The organism is Klebsiella sp. JN_Kp122, from assembly GCF_040062085.1.
GTDB lineage: Bacteria > Pseudomonadota > Gammaproteobacteria > Enterobacterales > Enterobacteriaceae > Klebsiella > Klebsiella aerogenes.
On the sequence record NZ_JBEAHW010000018.1, the window covers coordinates 25,319 to 43,699 of the forward strand.

Annotated in this window: 14 protein-coding genes; 3 read left to right on the forward strand and 11 right to left on the reverse strand. The window is 49.5% G+C overall.

Annotated elements, in window-relative coordinates; genetic code table 11:
- Positions 1–9 precede the first annotated feature (9 nt).
- Positions 10–243, reverse strand: coding sequence for a hypothetical protein (locus tag ABLU78_RS06465; RefSeq protein WP_004132711.1), 234 nt, complete (start codon positions 241–243; stop codon positions 10–12).
- 409 nt (positions 244–652) lie between these two features.
- Here ABLU78_RS06465 and ABLU78_RS06470 point away from each other — a divergent pair, with 409 nt between their 5' ends.
- Positions 653–925 carry a hypothetical protein gene (locus tag ABLU78_RS06470; protein WP_162378656.1) on the forward strand — a complete coding sequence of 91 codons (273 nt, stop codon included), beginning with the start codon at positions 653–655 and terminating at the stop codon, positions 923–925.
- 200 nt (positions 926–1,125) lie between these two features.
- Positions 1,126–2,034: a kdo(2)-lipid IV(A) palmitoleoyltransferase gene (gene lpxP, locus ABLU78_RS06475; RefSeq protein WP_047053427.1), complete on the forward strand. Its 909-nt coding sequence runs from the start codon at positions 1,126–1,128 to the stop codon at positions 2,032–2,034.
- Between the two features lie 430 nt (positions 2,035–2,464).
- Here the strand turns inward: lpxP and ABLU78_RS06480 are convergent, their stop codons facing one another.
- On the reverse strand, positions 2,465–3,037 hold the full coding sequence (locus tag ABLU78_RS06480) for a recombinase family protein (RefSeq protein ID WP_049057147.1): 573 nt from the start codon (positions 3,035–3,037) through the stop codon (positions 2,465–2,467).
- Between the two features lie 91 nt (positions 3,038–3,128).
- Between ABLU78_RS06480 and ABLU78_RS06485 the strand changes: the two genes are divergently transcribed.
- Positions 3,129–6,245: an SGNH/GDSL hydrolase family protein gene (locus tag ABLU78_RS06485; RefSeq protein WP_238984054.1), complete on the forward strand. Its 3,117-nt coding sequence runs from the start codon at positions 3,129–3,131 to the stop codon at positions 6,243–6,245.
- Between the two features lie 71 nt (positions 6,246–6,316).
- Here the strand turns inward: ABLU78_RS06485 and ABLU78_RS06490 are convergent, their stop codons facing one another.
- The 9 genes from ABLU78_RS06490 to ABLU78_RS06530 form a co-directional block, all read right to left on the reverse strand.
- The gene (locus ABLU78_RS06490) at positions 6,317–9,232 is read right to left on the reverse strand and encodes a BNR-4 repeat-containing protein (RefSeq protein ID WP_320905271.1); all 2,916 of its coding nucleotides are present in this window, start codon (positions 9,230–9,232) and stop codon (positions 6,317–6,319) included.
- Positions 9,233–9,308: 76 nt separating this feature from the next.
- Positions 9,309–12,344 carry a host specificity factor TipJ family phage tail protein gene (locus tag ABLU78_RS06495; RefSeq protein ID WP_063422110.1) on the reverse strand — a complete coding sequence of 1,012 codons (3,036 nt, stop codon included), beginning with the start codon at positions 12,342–12,344 and terminating at the stop codon, positions 9,309–9,311.
- On the reverse strand, positions 12,341–12,721 hold the full coding sequence (locus tag ABLU78_RS06500) for a hypothetical protein (protein WP_032712197.1): 381 nt from the start codon (positions 12,719–12,721) through the stop codon (positions 12,341–12,343). Before ABLU78_RS06500 ends, ABLU78_RS06495 begins: the two co-directional genes overlap by 4 nt.
- Before the next feature lie 9 nt (positions 12,722–12,730).
- Entirely contained in the window at positions 12,731–13,213 is a 483-nt protein-coding gene (locus ABLU78_RS06505; RefSeq protein ID WP_045419358.1) for a DUF1833 family protein, read from the reverse strand.
- Positions 13,200–13,673: a hypothetical protein gene (locus tag ABLU78_RS06510; RefSeq protein ID WP_032712199.1), complete on the reverse strand. Its 474-nt coding sequence runs from the start codon at positions 13,671–13,673 to the stop codon at positions 13,200–13,202. Before ABLU78_RS06510 ends, ABLU78_RS06505 begins: the two co-directional genes overlap by 14 nt.
- Positions 13,673–16,621 (reverse strand): phage tail length tape measure family protein, encoded by a 2,949-nt coding sequence (locus ABLU78_RS06515; protein ID WP_117025800.1) that lies wholly within the window; start codon positions 16,619–16,621, stop codon positions 13,673–13,675. The genes ABLU78_RS06510 and ABLU78_RS06515 overlap by 1 nt, the downstream gene beginning before the upstream one ends.
- Before the next feature lie 483 nt (positions 16,622–17,104).
- A complete protein-coding gene (locus ABLU78_RS06520; protein ID WP_047053439.1) occupies positions 17,105–17,461 on the reverse strand; it encodes a hypothetical protein in 357 nt (118 codons plus the stop codon).
- Between the two features lie 70 nt (positions 17,462–17,531).
- Positions 17,532–17,696, reverse strand: a complete 165-nt coding sequence (locus tag ABLU78_RS06525) for a hypothetical protein (protein ID WP_072205652.1) — start codon at positions 17,694–17,696, stop codon at positions 17,532–17,534.
- A 167-nt stretch (positions 17,697–17,863) separates the two neighbouring features.
- A complete protein-coding gene (locus ABLU78_RS06530) occupies positions 17,864–18,346 on the reverse strand; it encodes a hypothetical protein (protein WP_117025802.1) in 483 nt (160 codons plus the stop codon).
- Positions 18,347–18,381: the final 35 nt, after the last annotated feature.

Consider the following 18,381-nt stretch of genomic DNA (forward strand, 5'->3'; position numbering starts at 1 on the left):
GGAGGTGCATTAACGTCTGCCGTTAATGCGCTGATTATCCCTGAGAACATCAATCGCAGTCTGCATGGCGATTTTGTCATCCCGCCTTTTTTGTTTGTCCTGCATGACCTGAAGGTATTCCAGCAAGGTGCGGGTATTAATCGGTCTGCCCTGTTTACCCACAGCCAGCACGGCTTCACCAAGAATAATTTTCACTGGCGGTAGTTGTGCCGGATACCAGTCAAGGGTGTCTTCTGATTTCATCATAAATTTCTCACGGAAGGATAGTGTATCATAAATCAGACGTTCAATTTTCAATATCTTACATCCTGATTCAGACACAACTTAACATAACTTATGCCAGTTATTTTTATATCAAAGCGTATAATAATTACTGTATTCCTCAGAGAATCATTTATGTCTTATACAAAAGGGCTCAGATATTTTAAAGAAAGACCGGTTCATGTTGCCTGCCCGGTATGCGCACACAGAGCTGATCAGAAAGCAGGTAAGCTAAGAAAAGATGCGGTTCTTGAGTGCCCTGCCTGCGGACTGTTGTTCAGACCTTCAGAATGCTGGTGTATCGGCGGCTGATTAGCTTCTGCCACTTAACGTCAGTGATGTCGGAAAATGACAACGTTCCTCCTGTACTGCAGTTGTCGAGGGTATGATAATGAAATCTAAAAAATCTGTTTTTATTGAAGGACGTATCCTGTCGAACAGCTGTCACGGGCAGGCTGGCCAACCTTTCTGTATTCACCGGGTCAGGTTTAGTAATGGTAAATATGCCATTATCCGGGTGGCATCCGGGATATGTTTCAAACCAGGCGAAATTATTCAACGAAACGATTGTGAGTGGTTTTATAAACTTACCAAAATTCGCCTTCTTTCTTTTGAGTACCTTGATGATGATGAATCCATAAGACAATTTCTTGAATATCAATGAAAAACCCATGAAGTTATAACAGCATAACTTTGCTGATTTACAATGTATCCCTGACTATTCAAAAACTGTTGCCAGTAATTGAAATTGTTTCTTCTGAATTTATACGAATTCAAACTGTCTAAAAGAATGAGTATCGCTAAAGACGAATTTTCTCAGCATTTCCCTTTTGCGTTATAACTCCATTAGCATTAAGGAAATTTATGTCACAGACTTTTACTTATAATTTACTCCATCCTCGCTACTGGCTTACCTGGACTGGTTTGGGTCTGCTGTGGCTTCTCGTTCAGCTTCCTTACCCGGTTTTACATATTCTGGGCTCTGGTCTTGGAAAAATATCCAGACCCTTTCTGAAACGTCGGGAAGGAATTGCGATTAGAAATATCGAACTCTGCTTTCCAGGAATGACACCGTTTGCCCGAAACCAGATGGTCAAGAAAAACTTTGTTTCTCTCGGACTGGGACTGATGGAAACAGGAATGGCCTGGTTCTGGAGTGATGCGAGAGTCAAAAAATGGTTTGATGTCGAAGGGCTTGAAAACCTGACCGGTGCGACCAGAGGGGTAATGGTTGTCGGGATTCATTTTATGTCCCTTGAGTTGTGTGGAAGAGTAATGGGTTTATGCCATCCTATGATGGCTACGTATCGCCCACACAATAATCTATTAATGGAATGGGTACAGACAAAAGGTCGTATGCGTTCAAATAAGGCGATGATTAATCGGCGTAATTTATCTGGTTTTGTTCATGCATTGAAAGCTGGTGAAGCCGTGTGGTTTGCACCAGATCAGGATTATGGGCCTAAGGGAAGCGTTTTTGCACCTTTTTTCTCGGTAAAAAAAGCAGCCTCAACGAACGGAACATATGCTCTGTCAAAACTCGCAGGTGCACAACTGATCACACTTAGCATGATTCGACGTAGCGATAAAAAAGGTTATCGCATGTATATCAGCAATCCGTTGTCAGGCTATCCAGGGGAAGACAAGGTCGCCGCAGCGGGTTATATGAATAAGATCATCGAGCATGAAATTCTCCGAGCCCCTGAGCAATACCTGTGGATGCACCGCAGATTCAAAACGCGTCCTGAAGGCGAAGCCTCTTTATATAAATGAACCATTCTACTTGTCATGTACCATGAATCTATCTTGCTGACTACTTTGTAATAGCAGCAGGCTTTACCACGTTGAAAACCTTAAGTTTATAAGGATGAGGCAATGTTTTCCGGGGAAATATCTTAGTAGTCTTCAAACTATCTCCGATTATCCCTGCAATTCTTTACCAAGAGGTTCCGAGTAAGTACTTGGTGGTTCCCAACTAACTCTTACATATAGCCATTGGCCGTTTACTTAACCAAAAAACGATTGCCAGAAATTTGTAAAGCTCACAACCTTCTACAGTTCCTGCTGTCTAATGAATGACAACACACACCTCAAGGAACTATATGACATTTTTAATCATCTCAGGCGTATCTGTAACCTTATTTGCCATGACTATACTTGGCCTGATTATCGTGTGGGGCGGTATCTCCAACATCCCTGACGATTACTGATTCTCAAAATTCCCTACGCCAGCTACAGGGAAATATTTGTAAATCGTCTTTACCCCAACCCCAATAACATCTGCAGCCTGCTGTCGGGTAGCTCCATTTGCGAGCATCCGGCGGCAATGTTCCACGATATCAGTCGTCATTACCCGACGCCGCCCTCCAATTCTCCCCTGCTCCCTTGCTGCGGCTAAACCAGCGCGAGTACGTTCGACGATCAACTCTCGTTCCATTTCTGCCAGCGCACTCATGACATGAAAGAAGAAACGGCCTGCAGGGGTCGACGTGTCGATCGAGTCAGTCAGGCTGCGAAAGTTTACGCCGCGCTGCTGTAGCTCCGATACCATGGTTATTAAGTCGCGCACGCTGCGCCCAAGCCGATCCAGCTTCCAGACCACCAGCACATCACCAGGCTTGAGTCTGCGCAACGCACGCTTTAAACCAGGTCGCCTGGCATTTTTCCCGCTGGCCATATCTTCAAAAACAAGCTCACATTCTGCTCGAATCAGTGCGTTTTTCTGTAAATCGAGGTTCTGATCCCCGGTAGACACCCTGGCGTAACCAATCAGCATCACATAACCCTTTGAAATAGCTGATTGTAAAAATCTCCGGACTTTCGCTCAAACCCTCGTTTGGGCGAAGCCTCTTTTTGGAGCAAAAAACATGGCCTTTAACCCGCCGCTGGGATCGACCAACGCCGATGTTTTTATGGGCAACGTTCAACGTCTGGATGAACTGATTAACGGTCCTGCTGCTGATGTTCCCGATCGCGCAGGTGACCCGCTATATTCCTGGCGTCTAATCCGTCAGAGCCTGATTCCTCTTAGCCGTCAGTACATGACACTTGCAGACGCACAGGCGGATATTGCCAATATTCCTGCCGGGAGCGCCGTCTATGTTCGCAGCGTGGATGGCTCTGCGCTGGCGGACGAGTATATTAATAATGCCGGCACGCTGACCCCTACAGGGCGTCAAATGCCATCGCAACGAACTGTTGATGCCATCATGCCGGAACTGATTAACCCGGGCGTTAATCTTTTCAACAAAAATACGGTTACCCCTGGATATTATTTGTTCGAAGGTTCGGGCGTGCCGACGGCAAACCCGGATTATTGTTATTCAGAACGGATAGGCATTGTTGGCGATGCCCCGTACACAACCCGAATCAACACCAGGGTTGCGACATTTTTTGATGCTGATGGCATGTACCTATCCGATGTCAGCAGTGTGACGTCATTTACAGCGCCAGCCAGTGCAGCGTTTGTTGTTGTCTCTGTACTAATCAGTAATCTGGATGTATTCCAGTTAAACTTTGGCGTCGGCCAGATGCCGTACACGAATTACGAGTCCATCGTCAGCCCTGTCATTAATGGTGCTACCACAAATGGATATGTCGCGCTGGGTTTTGCGCATGGGAAAAACTTCTTTAACCCCTCGCTGGTATTTGACGGTAGGCATTTATCATCGACCGGAACGATAACTAATAACAGCGACACGTCAATGTCGGTGTCAGGCTATATGAAGATTGACGCAACCAAAAGCTACTGCTCTAACCAGCAGTGGCGGGCGGCAGCGTATTACGATGCTAAAGGCCGGTTTATCAGTGTGCAGGCAGTTGATGGTTATGGCTCGAAAACGATAGCCGCACTTGTTATCCCTGCTGGCGCAGTGTTTATGCGCATTGAGGTTCCTACTCTGGTTGTTCCGGCGATGATGATTGAAGAGAACAGCCTGGCTACTGAGTTCGAGCCGTTCCGGCAGGTTGCACCTGATGCATTTGACGGTGTACAGGTCACGTTCGCTGAGGAGCCGGAGGAGACCATATTGTTTGGCCCCGGCGTAAACCTGTTTAACAAGAACGCTGCCAGTTTTGGTTACATCAATGAATGGGGATCTGTCTATCCCGTACAGGGGGCGTCAGGGGCTGGCTATGTCTATTCTGACTATATCCGGGTCATACCTGCCACGAAATATAAAGCCGCTGCTCAGTTACGGTTTGTGGCGTTTTACAATGCTGACAAGCAGTACATCTCCACGCTTTCACTGGTTACCGAGTTTACCCCGCCTGAAAATTCTGCCTATGCACGCATCACGCTGGCACAGAATGTAATGGAAACCATGTTTCTGTCAGAAGGTGATTATCTCGCGCCGCGAGCTGATTACCAGCACCTGATGGAGCCGGTAGCTTCAGATGGTTCAGCACTCAGAGTTCCGGGGGAAATGGTGCTCGCTGATGGGCTTGATATTAACTTCGTTCAGCAAGGGCTTCTTGTATCGGGGAAAAACCTCTATAACAAAAACACCAGAAAATCTGGCTATATCGATGAGCAGGGCATAATTCATGAGCCTGATTCCCGGTACTACTACTCGGATTTTATCCCGGTGACACCTGGGATGAAATTCGCCTTTAACTCTGACTCCCGATTCGTCGCTTTCTATGCCAGGAATAAAGGGTTCATCAGCTCTCTGTCTGATACGGGCCAGCATATCCGGGTGATTACCACTCCTGCCGATTGCTATTTTGTGCGGATCACCACGTCCGTTGCCATCAGCGATACGTTCCAGATGGAAGCGGGTGAAGTGTCTACGGCGTATGAAGCATTTACCTACTCTTTGCTGTCAACGATGCCAGACGGGACTCCGGTTACTGGCGGCGGTGCGGCACCGGAAGATACTACCGTTCCTGACTCATACGGACTTGAACGGTTGCGTGAAACCCATATGCGACTGAACAAACTTACCTATGGCGGTAATGTGCAGTTCTCCTGGGCGATGATTGGTGACAGCTACACAAGGGGGCAGGTACGTTATGCCCTGAAATGTGCGCAGAAATTATGGCATCTCTATAACGGTACTGCGGCGACGGTCACCGTTCCGCCCATTGGTTTTGGGTATCGATCGTTCGGTTATGACCAGTTCGGCGACAATACCGATATTATCGGCACGGTGATAACGCAAACTGGTTTCGCCTGCCAGTACAACACCGGTAACGGGTTGGATATCTCATCAGTCACTAGTGCTGCTGCAGGAGCGACGCTGACCTGGAATGACGACTTTAGCCTGGGGTTCACTTATACGCTTTACGCCGAAGGCGGCGGCGGAATAATCAGCTATAACGCCCCAGGGATGGCAGCGCCGGTGGAGATTGATTTGTCCACCTATGCAGCGGGTATGCAGATGATCCCGATGCCGTCGATGCCGACTGTAGGTAGCGGAACGGTAACGATAACGCTGGTTTCCGGTAGTGTGGTGCTTTACGGCGTCAGTATCCAGAACGCCACGCAGCCGGGTGTCATCGTGCATAAGCTTGGTGGTAGTGGTTCGCATACTAACAATTGGGTGAATGCCGATGAAACTCGCTGGGAGACGGCATTTACAACCCTGAAAGCAAATCTGGCTACCATCATGTTGGGCACAAACGACCAGGGGGTGAAGATTACTCCGGAGACGTTTAAATCAAACCTCCTGACGATGATTAACCGCATCCGCACAGCGTCGCCGACCACTGATATTATGCTGATTTGTCCTGCAGAAAATAACCGTCCGGGAGGAAATACTATCCCAATGTCTAGCTATGCCCGGGAAATGTACGAACTCTCCCGGGAGCAGGATGTAGCATTCCTTAATCTGCAAAGCTCTTTCGGAGTTCACCCTGCAGATTATGCCTATGGTTCCGCGCGTCCGTGGATGGTGGGGGATGGATTGCATCCTGACCCGGATACTGGTGGGTATGCGATTGCAGCCGCACTAATCAGGGCTATGTTGCTTCCACAGATATAAAGTTGAATTTGGTAGGGAGACCCTTTAATCCCACCCGGTAACTCTTGCATACGGTTATCGGGTGGGGGTTATTAAGGCATCACTGCAACTAACAGATACCCTGGCTCATCTGTGTATCGAGCGTACATAGGGTCCGCATAACCAATCGCACCGCGAGTTGCCAGCATCAGCAGTTGGTTATCGTTCATCAGAGTATTGGTATTTACCGCCAGCTCTAGTGTCCCCATATTGAACCCGGTAACAATATGCTCTACCGGGTTACCTGGCTCAGATACATCGATTGCCCTGATTTCTCCATCGCGCCCCATTTCGGTTGTTCGATAGAATATCCATGTTTTCCCATACTTGTTGCAGCCAATGGCCGGACGACTAAGGGAACCGTCCAGTAGAGGCTTTGTAGTATTGACCTTGAATGTGAACTTTGAAACGAATTCCTCATGCCAGTCTGAGCCGTCAAACCAGATATGAGCGATTTGCGTATGGTTATTCTCATCAGTCTGCCACAGGCAAGTGTGGTAGTGGCTGTCATAATCACACGCGCCGCCATTCTGATTAACATAACCAGAATACAGAGCGATATCAGCGATCTTCTCGCTGTTGGCTTCTGTCAGTGGTGCAGGGTAATTTACAGTGCCGGCAGCGTTTGTCCATGTCAGTCCCTTATCCATCGATTTCGCATAGTACAGGCCGCGGTTAGCATCTGCTGTGTTCGCATTGACGCGTAGGCCAAAGCAGAAGTGCAGCGAATCATCCCGGCCAACACCGAGGCGTTGTTCATAGGCGTTCGCGTTGAGGTCTGTTGCTGCAATCTGGAATACAGGTCCAAACGTTCTGGTCGTGTCATTAAACAGGGCTGAATAATACTGACCAGCAGCCGATAGCCCCTGTCGCCAGAATGCCTGCGTGGTTCCGTCCGGGTAATTGACAAACCGAGGATAGGTTACCTCCGCTGACGCGGTATAACTGATTGCCGTCCATGCCGTAATGTCATATGGAGCATTGGATATAACAGCCCGGCACGGTTTGGCGTGCATATTCCCGCTGACAATTAGATAACCATCCTTCGTCACGCCCAGGCTGTAAACGTTATGACTATCTTCTTCGGTTGGCGATGCTAAAGGGTTTCCGGTGACATAGTGAAGGTCGAAATATGTCCACACTCCGGTGAGATTCTCTTTGCGCATGATGATGGGATGACGGTTCCCACGTGTACCAACTGCGAAAGTGTAATTCCCGGCAGTGACAACGTTATCCTGAATATATACGGCAGCGTTGTAGTTAAATCTGTTATCCAGTTTTACGGGTAACTGCTCCAGAGTCGCACCAATAACAGGCGTCTGCACTGCCCCGTTATTAATCAGGTCATCAACCTGATTTTGCAGAGCGTACAGGTCCTGCAGCAGCTTGTAGCTGCGCTGGAATGCTGTAACGCTGTATGCCTGTTCGACGCCACCCAGTACACGCCGCACCCTGACATACATCACCCCATCCTGAGAAGCGATAACGCTGCGGGTTAACTGGACGTCAGAGGCGCCGGTACTGATATAGATATCCAGGGGCGCAACAAAATTTTTGTCATGGTCCAGCTGAATGAAATATGCCATTTGCTGGCCGACGGTCGCTGAACCGTAGATGCCGGACATCGTGACTTGATCGCCTTTTGATACTGGCAGGTAATACGCCAGCCAGTCATTACCGGCACTGCTGTTAATCGTCCCGTCATACAGCATTACGACGCCAAAAACATAGTAATTGCCGTTTTTGGTGTAATCAATGGACTGACCGTTATCCCCGATAGCTTTTAAAACGTCATATTCAGCAACCCCGCCAGCAATACCAACATCGGAAGAAGCAATCAGAAACTTCTTCATGAAATTGATATACCACCCAGCATTCCCGCTATTTTTTACCCGGACATAAATATAACCATCCTGGATAGCCGTTCCTCTAACCGTGCCCTGCCTTGTTGCATCACCAGTAGTGACATTGACTGCTAAATCAGACACGTACTTTTTGTCGGTATCGCACTGAATCAGCCATGCCGTAACGGTCCCTGCGGTTGCCAGATCAATAATGCCAGAATATTCAGCCTGGTCCCCTTTGCTGCAAGGAATGTAATACGCATCCCATTCAGGATAAGAGCCGGAAAGACCGCCAGAAAACAAAACAAACTGGCGGGTAATTTCCCAGACAGATGATGCACTTTCCGGCCAAAGCCCCTGGTTAAGCTGAGAAATGCCGTTCAAATAGTCATCAGTGGTAATCAAATGCTTTTTGAGAAAGTTGATATTCCAGTTCGGGTTTACACTATTACGCACGCGAACATAAATATACCCCTCCTGAGTTGCAACGCCGTGTACAGTTCCCTGCTCAGTTGCAACACCTGTCGAAACGGTTTCCGCCAGAACCTTAACGTAGTTTTTGTTATTGTCGCACTGAATCAGCCAGGCAGTTGTTTCTCCAGCTGTTACTGTGTTGATAACACCAAAATAATCAGCCTGATCGCCTTCTTTGCAGGGAACAAAATACCCATCCCATGCGTCATTAGCAGCAAAAGTGCCATCCCTGAAAATGACAAAATTCTTAGTAATTTCCCATGAAGAGGATACGTCAGATGGATAAATACCACTCAGTAAATAATTAATCGCCGTGGCGATACCACTTTGTGACGGCATTTTACGCCCGGTTGCCTCCAGTGTTCCGCCGTTGTTGATATATTCATCCGCAAGTGAACTCCCGTCAGCACTGCGCACATAGGTCGCTGAGCCATCAGGAATGTTGGCAATATCCGCCTGTGCGTCTGCAAGTGTCATGTACTGACGGCTAAGAGGAATCAGGCTCTGACGGGTTAGGCGCCAGGAATATAGCGGGTCACCTGCACGATCGGGAACGTCGGCTGCAGGACCGTTAACTAGTTCATCCAGACGTTGAACGTTGCCCATAAAAACATCGGCGTTGGTAGTTCCCAGCGGCGGATTAAAGGCCATGTTTTTTGCTCCAAAAAGACGCTTCGCCCAAACGAGGGTTTGAGCGAAAGAAAGTTAATCGGGGAAATTTTTGGTTTTAAGAGACGCTGCCGGGGTAACTGGCGTCGTCGTATTGGTAGAAAATGTCGCTGTATTGTCTTGTCGTCACCTGGCAGGTTCCGTCCGCCTGCGGGGCTATCTCCTCAAATATGGCATCGTAGACACTTCGCGTTGAGCTGCAGAACACCAGCCGCGGCGGTTCGATGCTCGGATCGTCCAGCAGAATTTCATCAAAAGCAGCCTGCCACGGAACGGACAACTGATAATCCCCGACAAAGGTGGCCACCAGCAGCCCGGAGGCAGAACCATCCTGGTATCGCAGAATTGCGCGCGGGTTTTCAAAGGACCAGTCCAGTGGCTCGGAGACGGTAAATACCGTTTGACCGCCAGATGTGGCCATATCCATAACCAGGCTACTTACTGTTTTATTTCCCGGAATGTCATCCGTCAGCAGAATGCGATCGCCATACTGATAGACCAGCGCATCCAGTTCTGTTGTCGTGTTATGGCCCAGCCGTTGATACAGGTATTTCATCAGGCGACGCATGCCGATTTGATAGGCGCGGTTCGGGTCAAGCACCCCATCGAGGGTATAACTCTCAATTTTCCTCGGTGTGGGGTTATCCGGAGTCCGGCATTGCACCGTTTCTTCTGACCACGTCGTGCCATTGATATAAGTGACATCCACAGCATCGTAATCATCGGCGGACGGCGCCGAGAAGGTGGTCTGTAACTCTTCGGTCATTTCATGCGGGCTGATAATGCCGGACCAGTTCTTAATCCCTTCCCTGCCTACAGATGCGAGCCCGTCACTCAGCAGGAAATATGATTTCCCCGCTGTGGTGATCTTCTGCAGCATTTCCAGCGCGGAGACACTGTCACCTGTCGCGAAGTCGAAATACTCATTTTTCGGGGTCCAGTAGGTTGCCTCAAGGGTGTTAATGGCTTCGGTGTCCATTGCCAGGCCAAGAGAATTACCAACATGAAACAGCGCGCTGGAGATGCGCCGCGGGGCGCCGGTATCATAAATACGCGTGGCCACAACGTTTACGCGCCGATCAGACTGCGCCGCCAGTTTGCCGCCAGATTCCACCGTCACGGCCATTAACGATACACCGGCATATGATGCCGGGCGGGTCAGTAACCTGCCGCGCAGCGCCTGCCAGTACATAGAGTCCCTGGAGTTTTTACTGCCCTGCTCATTACGCCGCCGGCAGCGAACCTCAACCAGTCCAGGGGTAGCCAGTTCAAATCGCTCAGTGAACCCCAGGGCATTAATGTTCTTCATCCGGTACCGTCCGGTTTTGCTCACCCAGCCCGAACCAGAACCATATACCCGGTACTGAATTTCATAATCAACGTTACGGTAATTCTTGCCACCGGATTTTCCGAAACCGCAAATTCCGGAAGGGAATGAAAAATTCACTTCAAATGCATTTACCACCTCATTATCCGGGCAGGCGAGAAACGGGCCCATCCAGCTATTGTTGTCGTTAATCCCGGTCGCCTGGTAATCAATCATCGTCCTGGGTGAGTAGCCTGGCCAGGTATTATCAACGGTTCCGTTAACCATTCGCTGTACCGTCGCGGTTGTACCATCTGCTGAGGCAATACGGTATTCATTTCCCCGATGCGCCAGCGACAGCCGCTGCGTCCCTTCAGGAATGCCGGAAAATGCCGCGCCGCTTCCACTCCCATAAGCAAGGGTAACATTGGCGGTGATCGCCGGGCTGCCGCCGCTGGATGCGGTACCAGCGGTAAAAACTGGACTATCCCCGAAAACGGAAACCGGAAGTGATGAGGCGGTAATACTGCCGCCCAGCCACGGACTGGACTTCTCAACGATGCGAACTACCCCGCCATCATCCTGCGCGACCAGGTTAGACCCAGCTATCGCTTCATTGATTGCCGCCAGCAGGCCAGACATATTGCCGTAGTTAGCGATCAGCGAAACGGTATAAGTAGTCGCCTGCCAAGTCAGGGTAAACGTCTGGCTGCTGGTCGAAAAATCATAGGTTGTTGGGGCTGCACTGCCGCGCAATGAAGCTGCCGATCCCCCCACGCCCGGAACAGCATCCTGCTTTGGCGTGAACGTAGCGATGAAGAGATCATATTCTGCCCCGTTAATTTCCAGCGTAACGGGCATGCCGGCATAGGGGTTAATCTCAGTCAGCGTGTCACTGAACAGGACGCTGTAACCCGATGAAGACGAAATCAGGTAGTTGGTCGGCGCGATGATAGTCACCAGCGCACCTTCCACCCAGGACTCAGGCAGAGAATCATCGCCATCATCATCGCTCAGCCCGGTGAACGAAACCGACGATCCCGAAACGGTCATGCTGTCGGCGGTAATATCGGATGAATCCGGTGCCGTCTGCGCCATATCAAGGCCGCTGCCGCTGGACGTTCCGCCCACCTCGGTAGAGTTGAACCAGTTTTCACTGCGGCGATCGCCGGAAACATCCGCTCCCGGCGGATACAGTGTCCAGGAGAATGAATCACCCAAGGCGGAAATAGGCGTCGAACCAATCCTGATATCGCCGTTAGCAAATGCCACATTTCCACGACTCACGCAGATCAACATCTCAACTGTCATTCTGGTTGGGTCATCAGGGTTAAAACGACTGACCGGCTGAACAACATAATCCGGATAAACCCGCGCACGCCCGAACAATTCCCGAATAGGATCGCCAAGTTTTGCTGTATTCGCTTTTGCCGGGTTTAAGTCCAGAGACTTACCCGTAGATGAATCGTAGGCTCCCGTATCGAGGTTATTCATCATGTAGATGGAATAAGCTGCAGCGGCTACCGCTACAACCAGGGCGGCAATGGCAAAGCCTGTCGCGTAAGGGACGGGGTAAATCTTCACGTCAGTATCTGGTAACAGTTCGCACCGCGGCCATTCCTCTGATGCTACGGGCACGCCATCAATCTCAACGCTGATTGGCTGTGGCAGCCCGGGATCATAATTTTCGACATTCCTCTGCATCCACTCATGCAGGGTTATGCGCGCATGCTGATGGCTTTCAAGTGGTCCGCCAGGTAACCGGGAGGGATAAATATTGATCGTCATCGCCAGAATTCCACCTTGATAAATCGCCGTTTAAATTTCCAGACCGGCATAAAAGAAACGTTCGAGCCGGGGTTACATTCCGCTACCTGCAGCAACCCGTTCAGCTCAACAACAATCCCCACATGGGTGACCATTGTTCCCGAATAACACGCCACGCCAGCGCCGACGCATGGTTCACAACGCTCAAGCTTCAACATCAGCTTTCTGGCTTCTTTATCAAGGCCGCCGCCATCTTTGGTCACACCTGCAAAGTCTGGCCATTCGGGTAATCCAAGGTCGCGTCGTATCTCATTTACGATGCCAAAGCAGTCGAGTTGCGGATACACTCTGCCGCCCTTCAGCCAGGTGACCGAAAGGTATTTATCAGGTTCAAACATGGGGAAACCTCAACTCATGTAACGGAGGCCGGGATACTCATTAAGGGTGTAACGGAATCTCGGCCAGGCGGTATCGAGAACGTTCATATAGCCGGCTGTGATTTGTGCCTGCAGCGCTGTCCAGGATCCCGATTTGATAGCGAGCGTATACGGCACGGTAGCCGGAGCGTTAAGGTCCGTTGAAACATATTGCCTGTAAGTCATAGAGCCATCTTGCCTCGCTGCCAGGGCATCACGAATCGCTGTACTCGCCTCCCCTTTTATGTTGCTGACAGCGAACTTTAAATCCTGTGTACCGTCGCTGTTTCTGGCCGGGATGGCGATATCGATAGCTGCGGCTGAAAAGGTTATAACAGCGCCATTTTCGGTCGTCGCTGTAATATCGTCGTAGCCCTTGCAGAAATAATGCACCGTCGAACCGATATTGATTTGCAGCGTTTCAATGATGACTTCCGATCCGCTACTGGCATAAAGCCGGTTAAGCACCGTCATGCTTTGGCCACTCCCTGTTTAATGCGATATCAAGCAGTGAACTACCTGCTATCCACTCGGGGTAGTTACCCCACGGCGGAGGCAATAGTGGACGCTCCCATAACTCCAGCGTCGCCGAATACCGCCAGTAGATGGGAGCCACCAGCACTGGCCCCTGATAGATATCCGTAAAACGACATTTGTAGAATTTTATGCCTGCGGGGGTTTGCAACTTCATCATGAACCAGGCCGCACCATCAGAGAGCGCATCGCGGTACCACGATTCAAACGTTAGCCCCTGAACATCGCTCTCCATAAACCAGGATACAGTCGCTTCCGTGGGAGTCGAGGTATACGCCCTGCGTTGTCTCGCCCGGCCTGTGGTGAGTTGAGTTCGTTTCAAAGGGCTGACTGGCTGGAATCCATAGCCTTCTTGTAAAGGCATAGGGAGATAGTCATGCGGATAAAATATTTCAGCCATTACCCTGTTCTCCGTCCAGTGTTATACCCCCCAGTTAATGCCTTGTGCACTTGGCCAACCCCTTTTGCCAGATCGTTAGCAACCTGCTGGTAACCTTGTTTTGCTCCTTCACGAGTAGCCTGCTGTACAAGCAGCACAGTCGCGTCAGAAGGATTTCCATTGATGGTTATTGGAGGAACCGTGACTGTGGGGCGGATGATGGTCGTTTGCTGGCTGTTGCTAACGTTCTGAACGCCAGTCCCAAACCCCGAACGCCCCAATGTGGCATCAAGTGGCTTGCCGTTCCGTAACGCCTCAAGTTGTGACACGCCGATTCGATTTGTAGACTCCTGGTCGAAAACGTACTCCCCTTTATGAACAATACCCGCTGGCTGATACTTTCCGCCTGAGCCAGTATATCCACCAGAAGCAAAGCCGACGGCGGCAGCACTGGAGATGCTGGACGTTATTGTAGCCATGAGGCCTGCAACAGTAGCCATTGCTGCTAAGTTGTATGGGAATGGCTGGCTTGAAAGCGCCTGCGCCATTGCCATTGGCAATTGAACAGCCGCCTGAGCAAGCGCAAAAGCTTTTTGCGTAACAAATGCCGCTTTATACATTACAGATTGCTCGCCGAACATCGCCCCCATCGAATCGGTGATACTGGAGAAAGAGTTTTGCGCTGATTGCATCTGTGCGGCATAAACTGCGGTGCTTAGTGCTTGCTGGTTCTGTTGTCCTTGCTGTTGGAGAGCCAGCAATTGCTGCTGCTTCTGCTGCTCATTCAGTAAAGTACTTTGTGTGATCGCCTGCTGCTGCTGGTTCAGCCAGGAAGCATAATCAGTCTGGGCTTGCTTCAGCTTTTCGATAACCTCAAGCTGCGGCTCTATTTGCAGCCCTATCATGTTCAATCCCTGCCCTGACAGGTCACTATTGGTTGCTCCAGACGTCAGCGTACCACCGGCCTTGTTCACACCTGATATAACGGAATCAGGCAGCACTGATTTACCAATCAGGTCGCTCGCCTGCTTCCCAGCAGCCTCCGGCGTCAGTTTCTTCAGCTCAACCATCTTCTGAAGAATTTCGAGGCGTTTTTGCAACGTCTCATTTTGGCGCAATTCCTTTGGTGCAATTTGCTCCTGCATTTTCCGGTAGTCATCCAGCGTTTTAACTGAACTCTGCAAAGCCTCCTGCTGCTTATAGGCCTGCAATACTTCGTCAGAACGGGAAAGAATCGACTTCTGGTCGGCGGTTAGTTGCGTTTTAGATTTGAGGTCAGCGATCTGCTGTTCGAACTTAACCCGTGCCTGCGTAGCGCTATTAAGTTTATCGCTGGCATCCAACTGGGACTGCATCGCGGCAGTCTGCTGGTGTATCTGGTCAAGAAGCCGAGTTGCTGCGTCCTCTGCGTAGGCTTTTCCTTGAGGCGTCTTCGCGATCTTTGGTGCTTTTGGATCTTTATACATCTCGTTAATACGAGAAACATTTTTAGCGTACTGGTCTGCCGTGATAGCGCCAGCCTTCAAGAACTCACTCTGCTGCTTAATAGCTTTATTTCGCTTATCAGCATTGCTCAAGTATTGAAGGTTAACTCGATCCGCTTCCTGCTGAGTTTTAATGCGCTTTTGTTCTGCTTTGTCATGATCTGACAAAATATCATTTAGCGTATCTTCCGCTGTAATTTGCGACTGAATAGCATCCCGTTGTTTGAGCATCTCCGGAAGGTTACTAAACCGAGCATTTAACCCGTTCCAAAAACCCCCATCCGCCTGACCTTTCTGCGCCTCGGCAATGTTTTCATTTAAGGTACTTAACTTGACTTGTAGGGTCTGCTCGCGCCCAATGTTGAGCATCGCATCCCATGCACCTTTAGCTGCTTTCCCCAGCGAGTCCCAGGCACTTTCAAGAAGGCCTAGATTCTGATGAATATCATTTGCACGCTGCTGCATGGTATTGGCGTACGCATCGGTCGCTACGCGTGCCGCCTCTTGCTGATTCCCTTCATCCTGCAAGGCCTTAATCTGGTTGTAGGTTGCCAGAGTTAAAAAATGGTATTGGTCGTTTAGTTTAGTAATGGCCGCAACCGGATCAGCTGCAATATCGTTGAAGTCACTCACAAGTTTTTCAGTGGCTATTCCTGTCGCGTCACTGATTTTTATGACTGCAGTTGTTACACGCTCCAGTGAATCGCCTGCGACTTTTCCAGATGAAACTAACTGATTTAACGTTGAAGCGGCTTTCCCGGTGGTTGAATCTGCAACAGCTCCTGCACGAGCAGCCATATCAGCAAGTTGACCGGATGTTTTCCCTACCTGATTACCAGTTAATACGAGGGATTTATAAAATTCGTCCTGCTCTTGAGCGCCTTTATAGTAAGCAAGACCAAGAACACCAACAGCTGCGGCAGTAATCGTAAAAGGGTTAACCAACCCCATAACATAGGTACCAACTCCCTTAATAGCTGGCCCAATACCGCCAAACATATCTTTTAACTGCCCCCCCTGCTGCATAAGCACCATAAAAGGGGATTGGCCTGTAGAAAGTCCGACTACGATATCCGTCATCTGAGCGGGAATCATGCGCATTGCAAAAGCTGTCTGGGCAGCAGACTGCCCAGTTTTTTTCAAGTCGTCACGAAAGCCGGTTAATTTGTTACGAGTCTCTTCAATTCGCTTTGAATAAAGCTCAAATGTATCTGTATCTACCATCCCTTTCGATTTGAACTTCGCCAAATCCTGTTGTTGTTTGTCCAACTTATTCAGGGCAGCATTCACCGGGTCAATACGATCAAGAAGTTCAGATAGAGCCTGCTTTTCTTCGTCCGTAGCCTTTATCACCTTGCCAGCGCTCGAAGCAGCACGGTCTCCAGCCTGAGTCATTTTTACCAGTGCAGTTGCGAGATTATCGGCCTGTTTCTCTGCTCCGGAGCTATCAATAACAATGGCAAGGCGGGAGGTTTGTTCTGTCATTTAGCGATCTCCGGGCAATAAAAAACCCGCTGATTAAGCGGGTTAAGAATAGTTTAAGAAGTGATAATCAGTGAAGGTTATCTTCTTTATTGCAAGGCATTGCATTACACCGCTTAGCTATAGCTAAGTCAGCCCCCTGTCAGATGCATGGTTCATTGCCTAGCTTTTTTATCTTGCTCATACTCAGATGCTATATGATCGTAAGTAATCTTGGCATTGAGGCATTGCCTGGAGGTGTCACCGTCCCTAAGGCATTCGCCATGATATCTAGCAATATTCGATGTCATACTAATTGCTGATATGAATATAGACTCACACGCCTTATTTCCATTACACGCTTGAGATTTCATGCTATCCAAAAGCCGCACTTCCTCAATCTGAGCAAAAGAATATGTACAAAAAAAGGATAATACCAATCCTACAAAAATTGCTTTCATACCCCTACCCATCAGTTAAAAAGCCACCCGGAGGTGGCTTAATAAATCAGCTTGCGTTCTCGCAACCCGGCAGACTGCGGTCAATCACAAGGTTGCCTTCAACACGCAGACCTATTTTACCAAACAGGAAAGCATGGTTTAGCTGAGTGACAACTACGTCTGACAGACCAACAGCACAACGATCTTTTTCAATCGCGCGGTCTGCTGCAGTTTTCACGTTAGGGATCCCAGTAGGGAAGATGATGACCGGGTAGCTATCTTCAGCAGTAACTCGTTTACCTTTGTAGAACTTGCCCCCGTTAAGGTTGTAGTTTTTGGTACTTGCTACAGTTAAGTCTGCAACACGCACAGTACAACCCGAAAGTAACAGCGCTCCAAGCGCCAATGCGATGACTTTTTTCATTTTATATTTCCTTTGATTGCAATCGGAAACATCCTAACACATGAGTTATGCATCGCAATGCTACAATTATTTAGCGTTTTTCCTGTCGTTTCTGCTCCGCTGCCCACTCGTCACGCCACGCATCGTCGAGCGCCAGGATAGCGGCGTCAAACTCGGTGCGGTCAATCAGGATGGTGCGCGATGCCAGATATAGCTCAATATCATTCAGGGATAATGGGAGCGGTACTCCGGCCATGCCAGCATATTTCCTGCTGCGCGATATCATGGCATAGGCATTGAGGATCTCCCCTGTTACTTCATCAATTTCTGGCTCAGGAATCGGTGGAAGGTTCAGTTGCTCCCGGCGCCATTTAGCCTTATCTCCCCTTTCGCCCCCGAACTCCTTTAGCCACGCCTGCGCCTCTAGGGCTTTTTTACGGTTTCCTGAGTCTGCTGCTCCTTACCCTGAGCTATGTTTGCAGCCTCTGCCAGAATCAGCCAATACAACGCGGGGTTCTGCTTCAGTAACGCGACGCCAAGTTCGGGCGTATACGCTACAGCCTTCTCAATACCATCCACCAGCTCACCTACTCCCTCCCAGTCTTTCAAAAGAAAGCGCGCGCAGTTATCGATGAGCAGATCATCAATTGAGTCAATTTCACCCACGCTGGCGAGATCGAACGCGTCGGTACCGACCTGATAGCTCGCGTCCATTTTGTCGATATGGCGCCGCACCAGCGCATTGCGTGAGCGGTACTGTGGATTCTCGCTGCTGGTCACCAGCAGGCGGAGTTTAAACAGTGCTTCTTCTTCCGGTGTGTATTTCTTTTTACGGCCATCAGGCTTTTTAAAAGGGAAAAACCAACGCTCGCCACTCAGATCAAGTTGAGAAGAAATAATCAGCATACAGACTCCATAAAAAGCCCGAACCGCGATGTTCT

Coding starts and splice junctions, on each gene's coding strand:
- ABLU78_RS06465 (WP_004132711.1), bottom strand. CDS start 243: ATGAAATCAGAAGACACCCTTGACTGGTATCCGGCACAACTACCGCCA.
- ABLU78_RS06470 (WP_162378656.1), top strand. CDS start 653: ATGAAATCTAAAAAATCTGTTTTTATTGAAGGACGTATCCTGTCGAAC.
- lpxP (WP_047053427.1), top strand. CDS start 1,126: ATGTCACAGACTTTTACTTATAATTTACTCCATCCTCGCTACTGGCTT.
- ABLU78_RS06480 (WP_049057147.1), bottom strand. CDS start 3,037: ATGCTGATTGGTTACGCCAGGGTGTCTACCGGGGATCAGAACCTCGAT.
- ABLU78_RS06485 (WP_238984054.1), top strand. CDS start 3,129: ATGGCCTTTAACCCGCCGCTGGGATCGACCAACGCCGATGTTTTTATG.
- ABLU78_RS06490 (WP_320905271.1), bottom strand. CDS start 9,232: ATGGCCTTTAATCCGCCGCTGGGAACTACCAACGCCGATGTTTTTATG.
- ABLU78_RS06495 (WP_063422110.1), bottom strand. CDS start 12,344: ATGACGATCAATATTTATCCCTCCCGGTTACCTGGCGGACCACTTGAA.
- ABLU78_RS06500 (WP_032712197.1), bottom strand. CDS start 12,721: ATGTTTGAACCTGATAAATACCTTTCGGTCACCTGGCTGAAGGGCGGC.
- ABLU78_RS06505 (WP_045419358.1), bottom strand. CDS start 13,213: ATGACGGTGCTTAACCGGCTTTATGCCAGTAGCGGATCGGAAGTCATC.
- ABLU78_RS06510 (WP_032712199.1), bottom strand. CDS start 13,673: ATGGCTGAAATATTTTATCCGCATGACTATCTCCCTATGCCTTTACAA.
- ABLU78_RS06515 (WP_117025800.1), bottom strand. CDS start 16,621: ATGACAGAACAAACCTCCCGCCTTGCCATTGTTATTGATAGCTCCGGA.
- ABLU78_RS06520 (WP_047053439.1), bottom strand. CDS start 17,461: ATGAAAAAAGTCATCGCATTGGCGCTTGGAGCGCTGTTACTTTCGGGT.
- ABLU78_RS06525 (WP_072205652.1), bottom strand. CDS start 17,696: ATGGCCGGAGTACCGCTCCCATTATCCCTGAATGATATTGAGCTATAT.
- ABLU78_RS06530 (WP_117025802.1), bottom strand. CDS start 18,346: ATGCTGATTATTTCTTCTCAACTTGATCTGAGTGGCGAGCGTTGGTTT.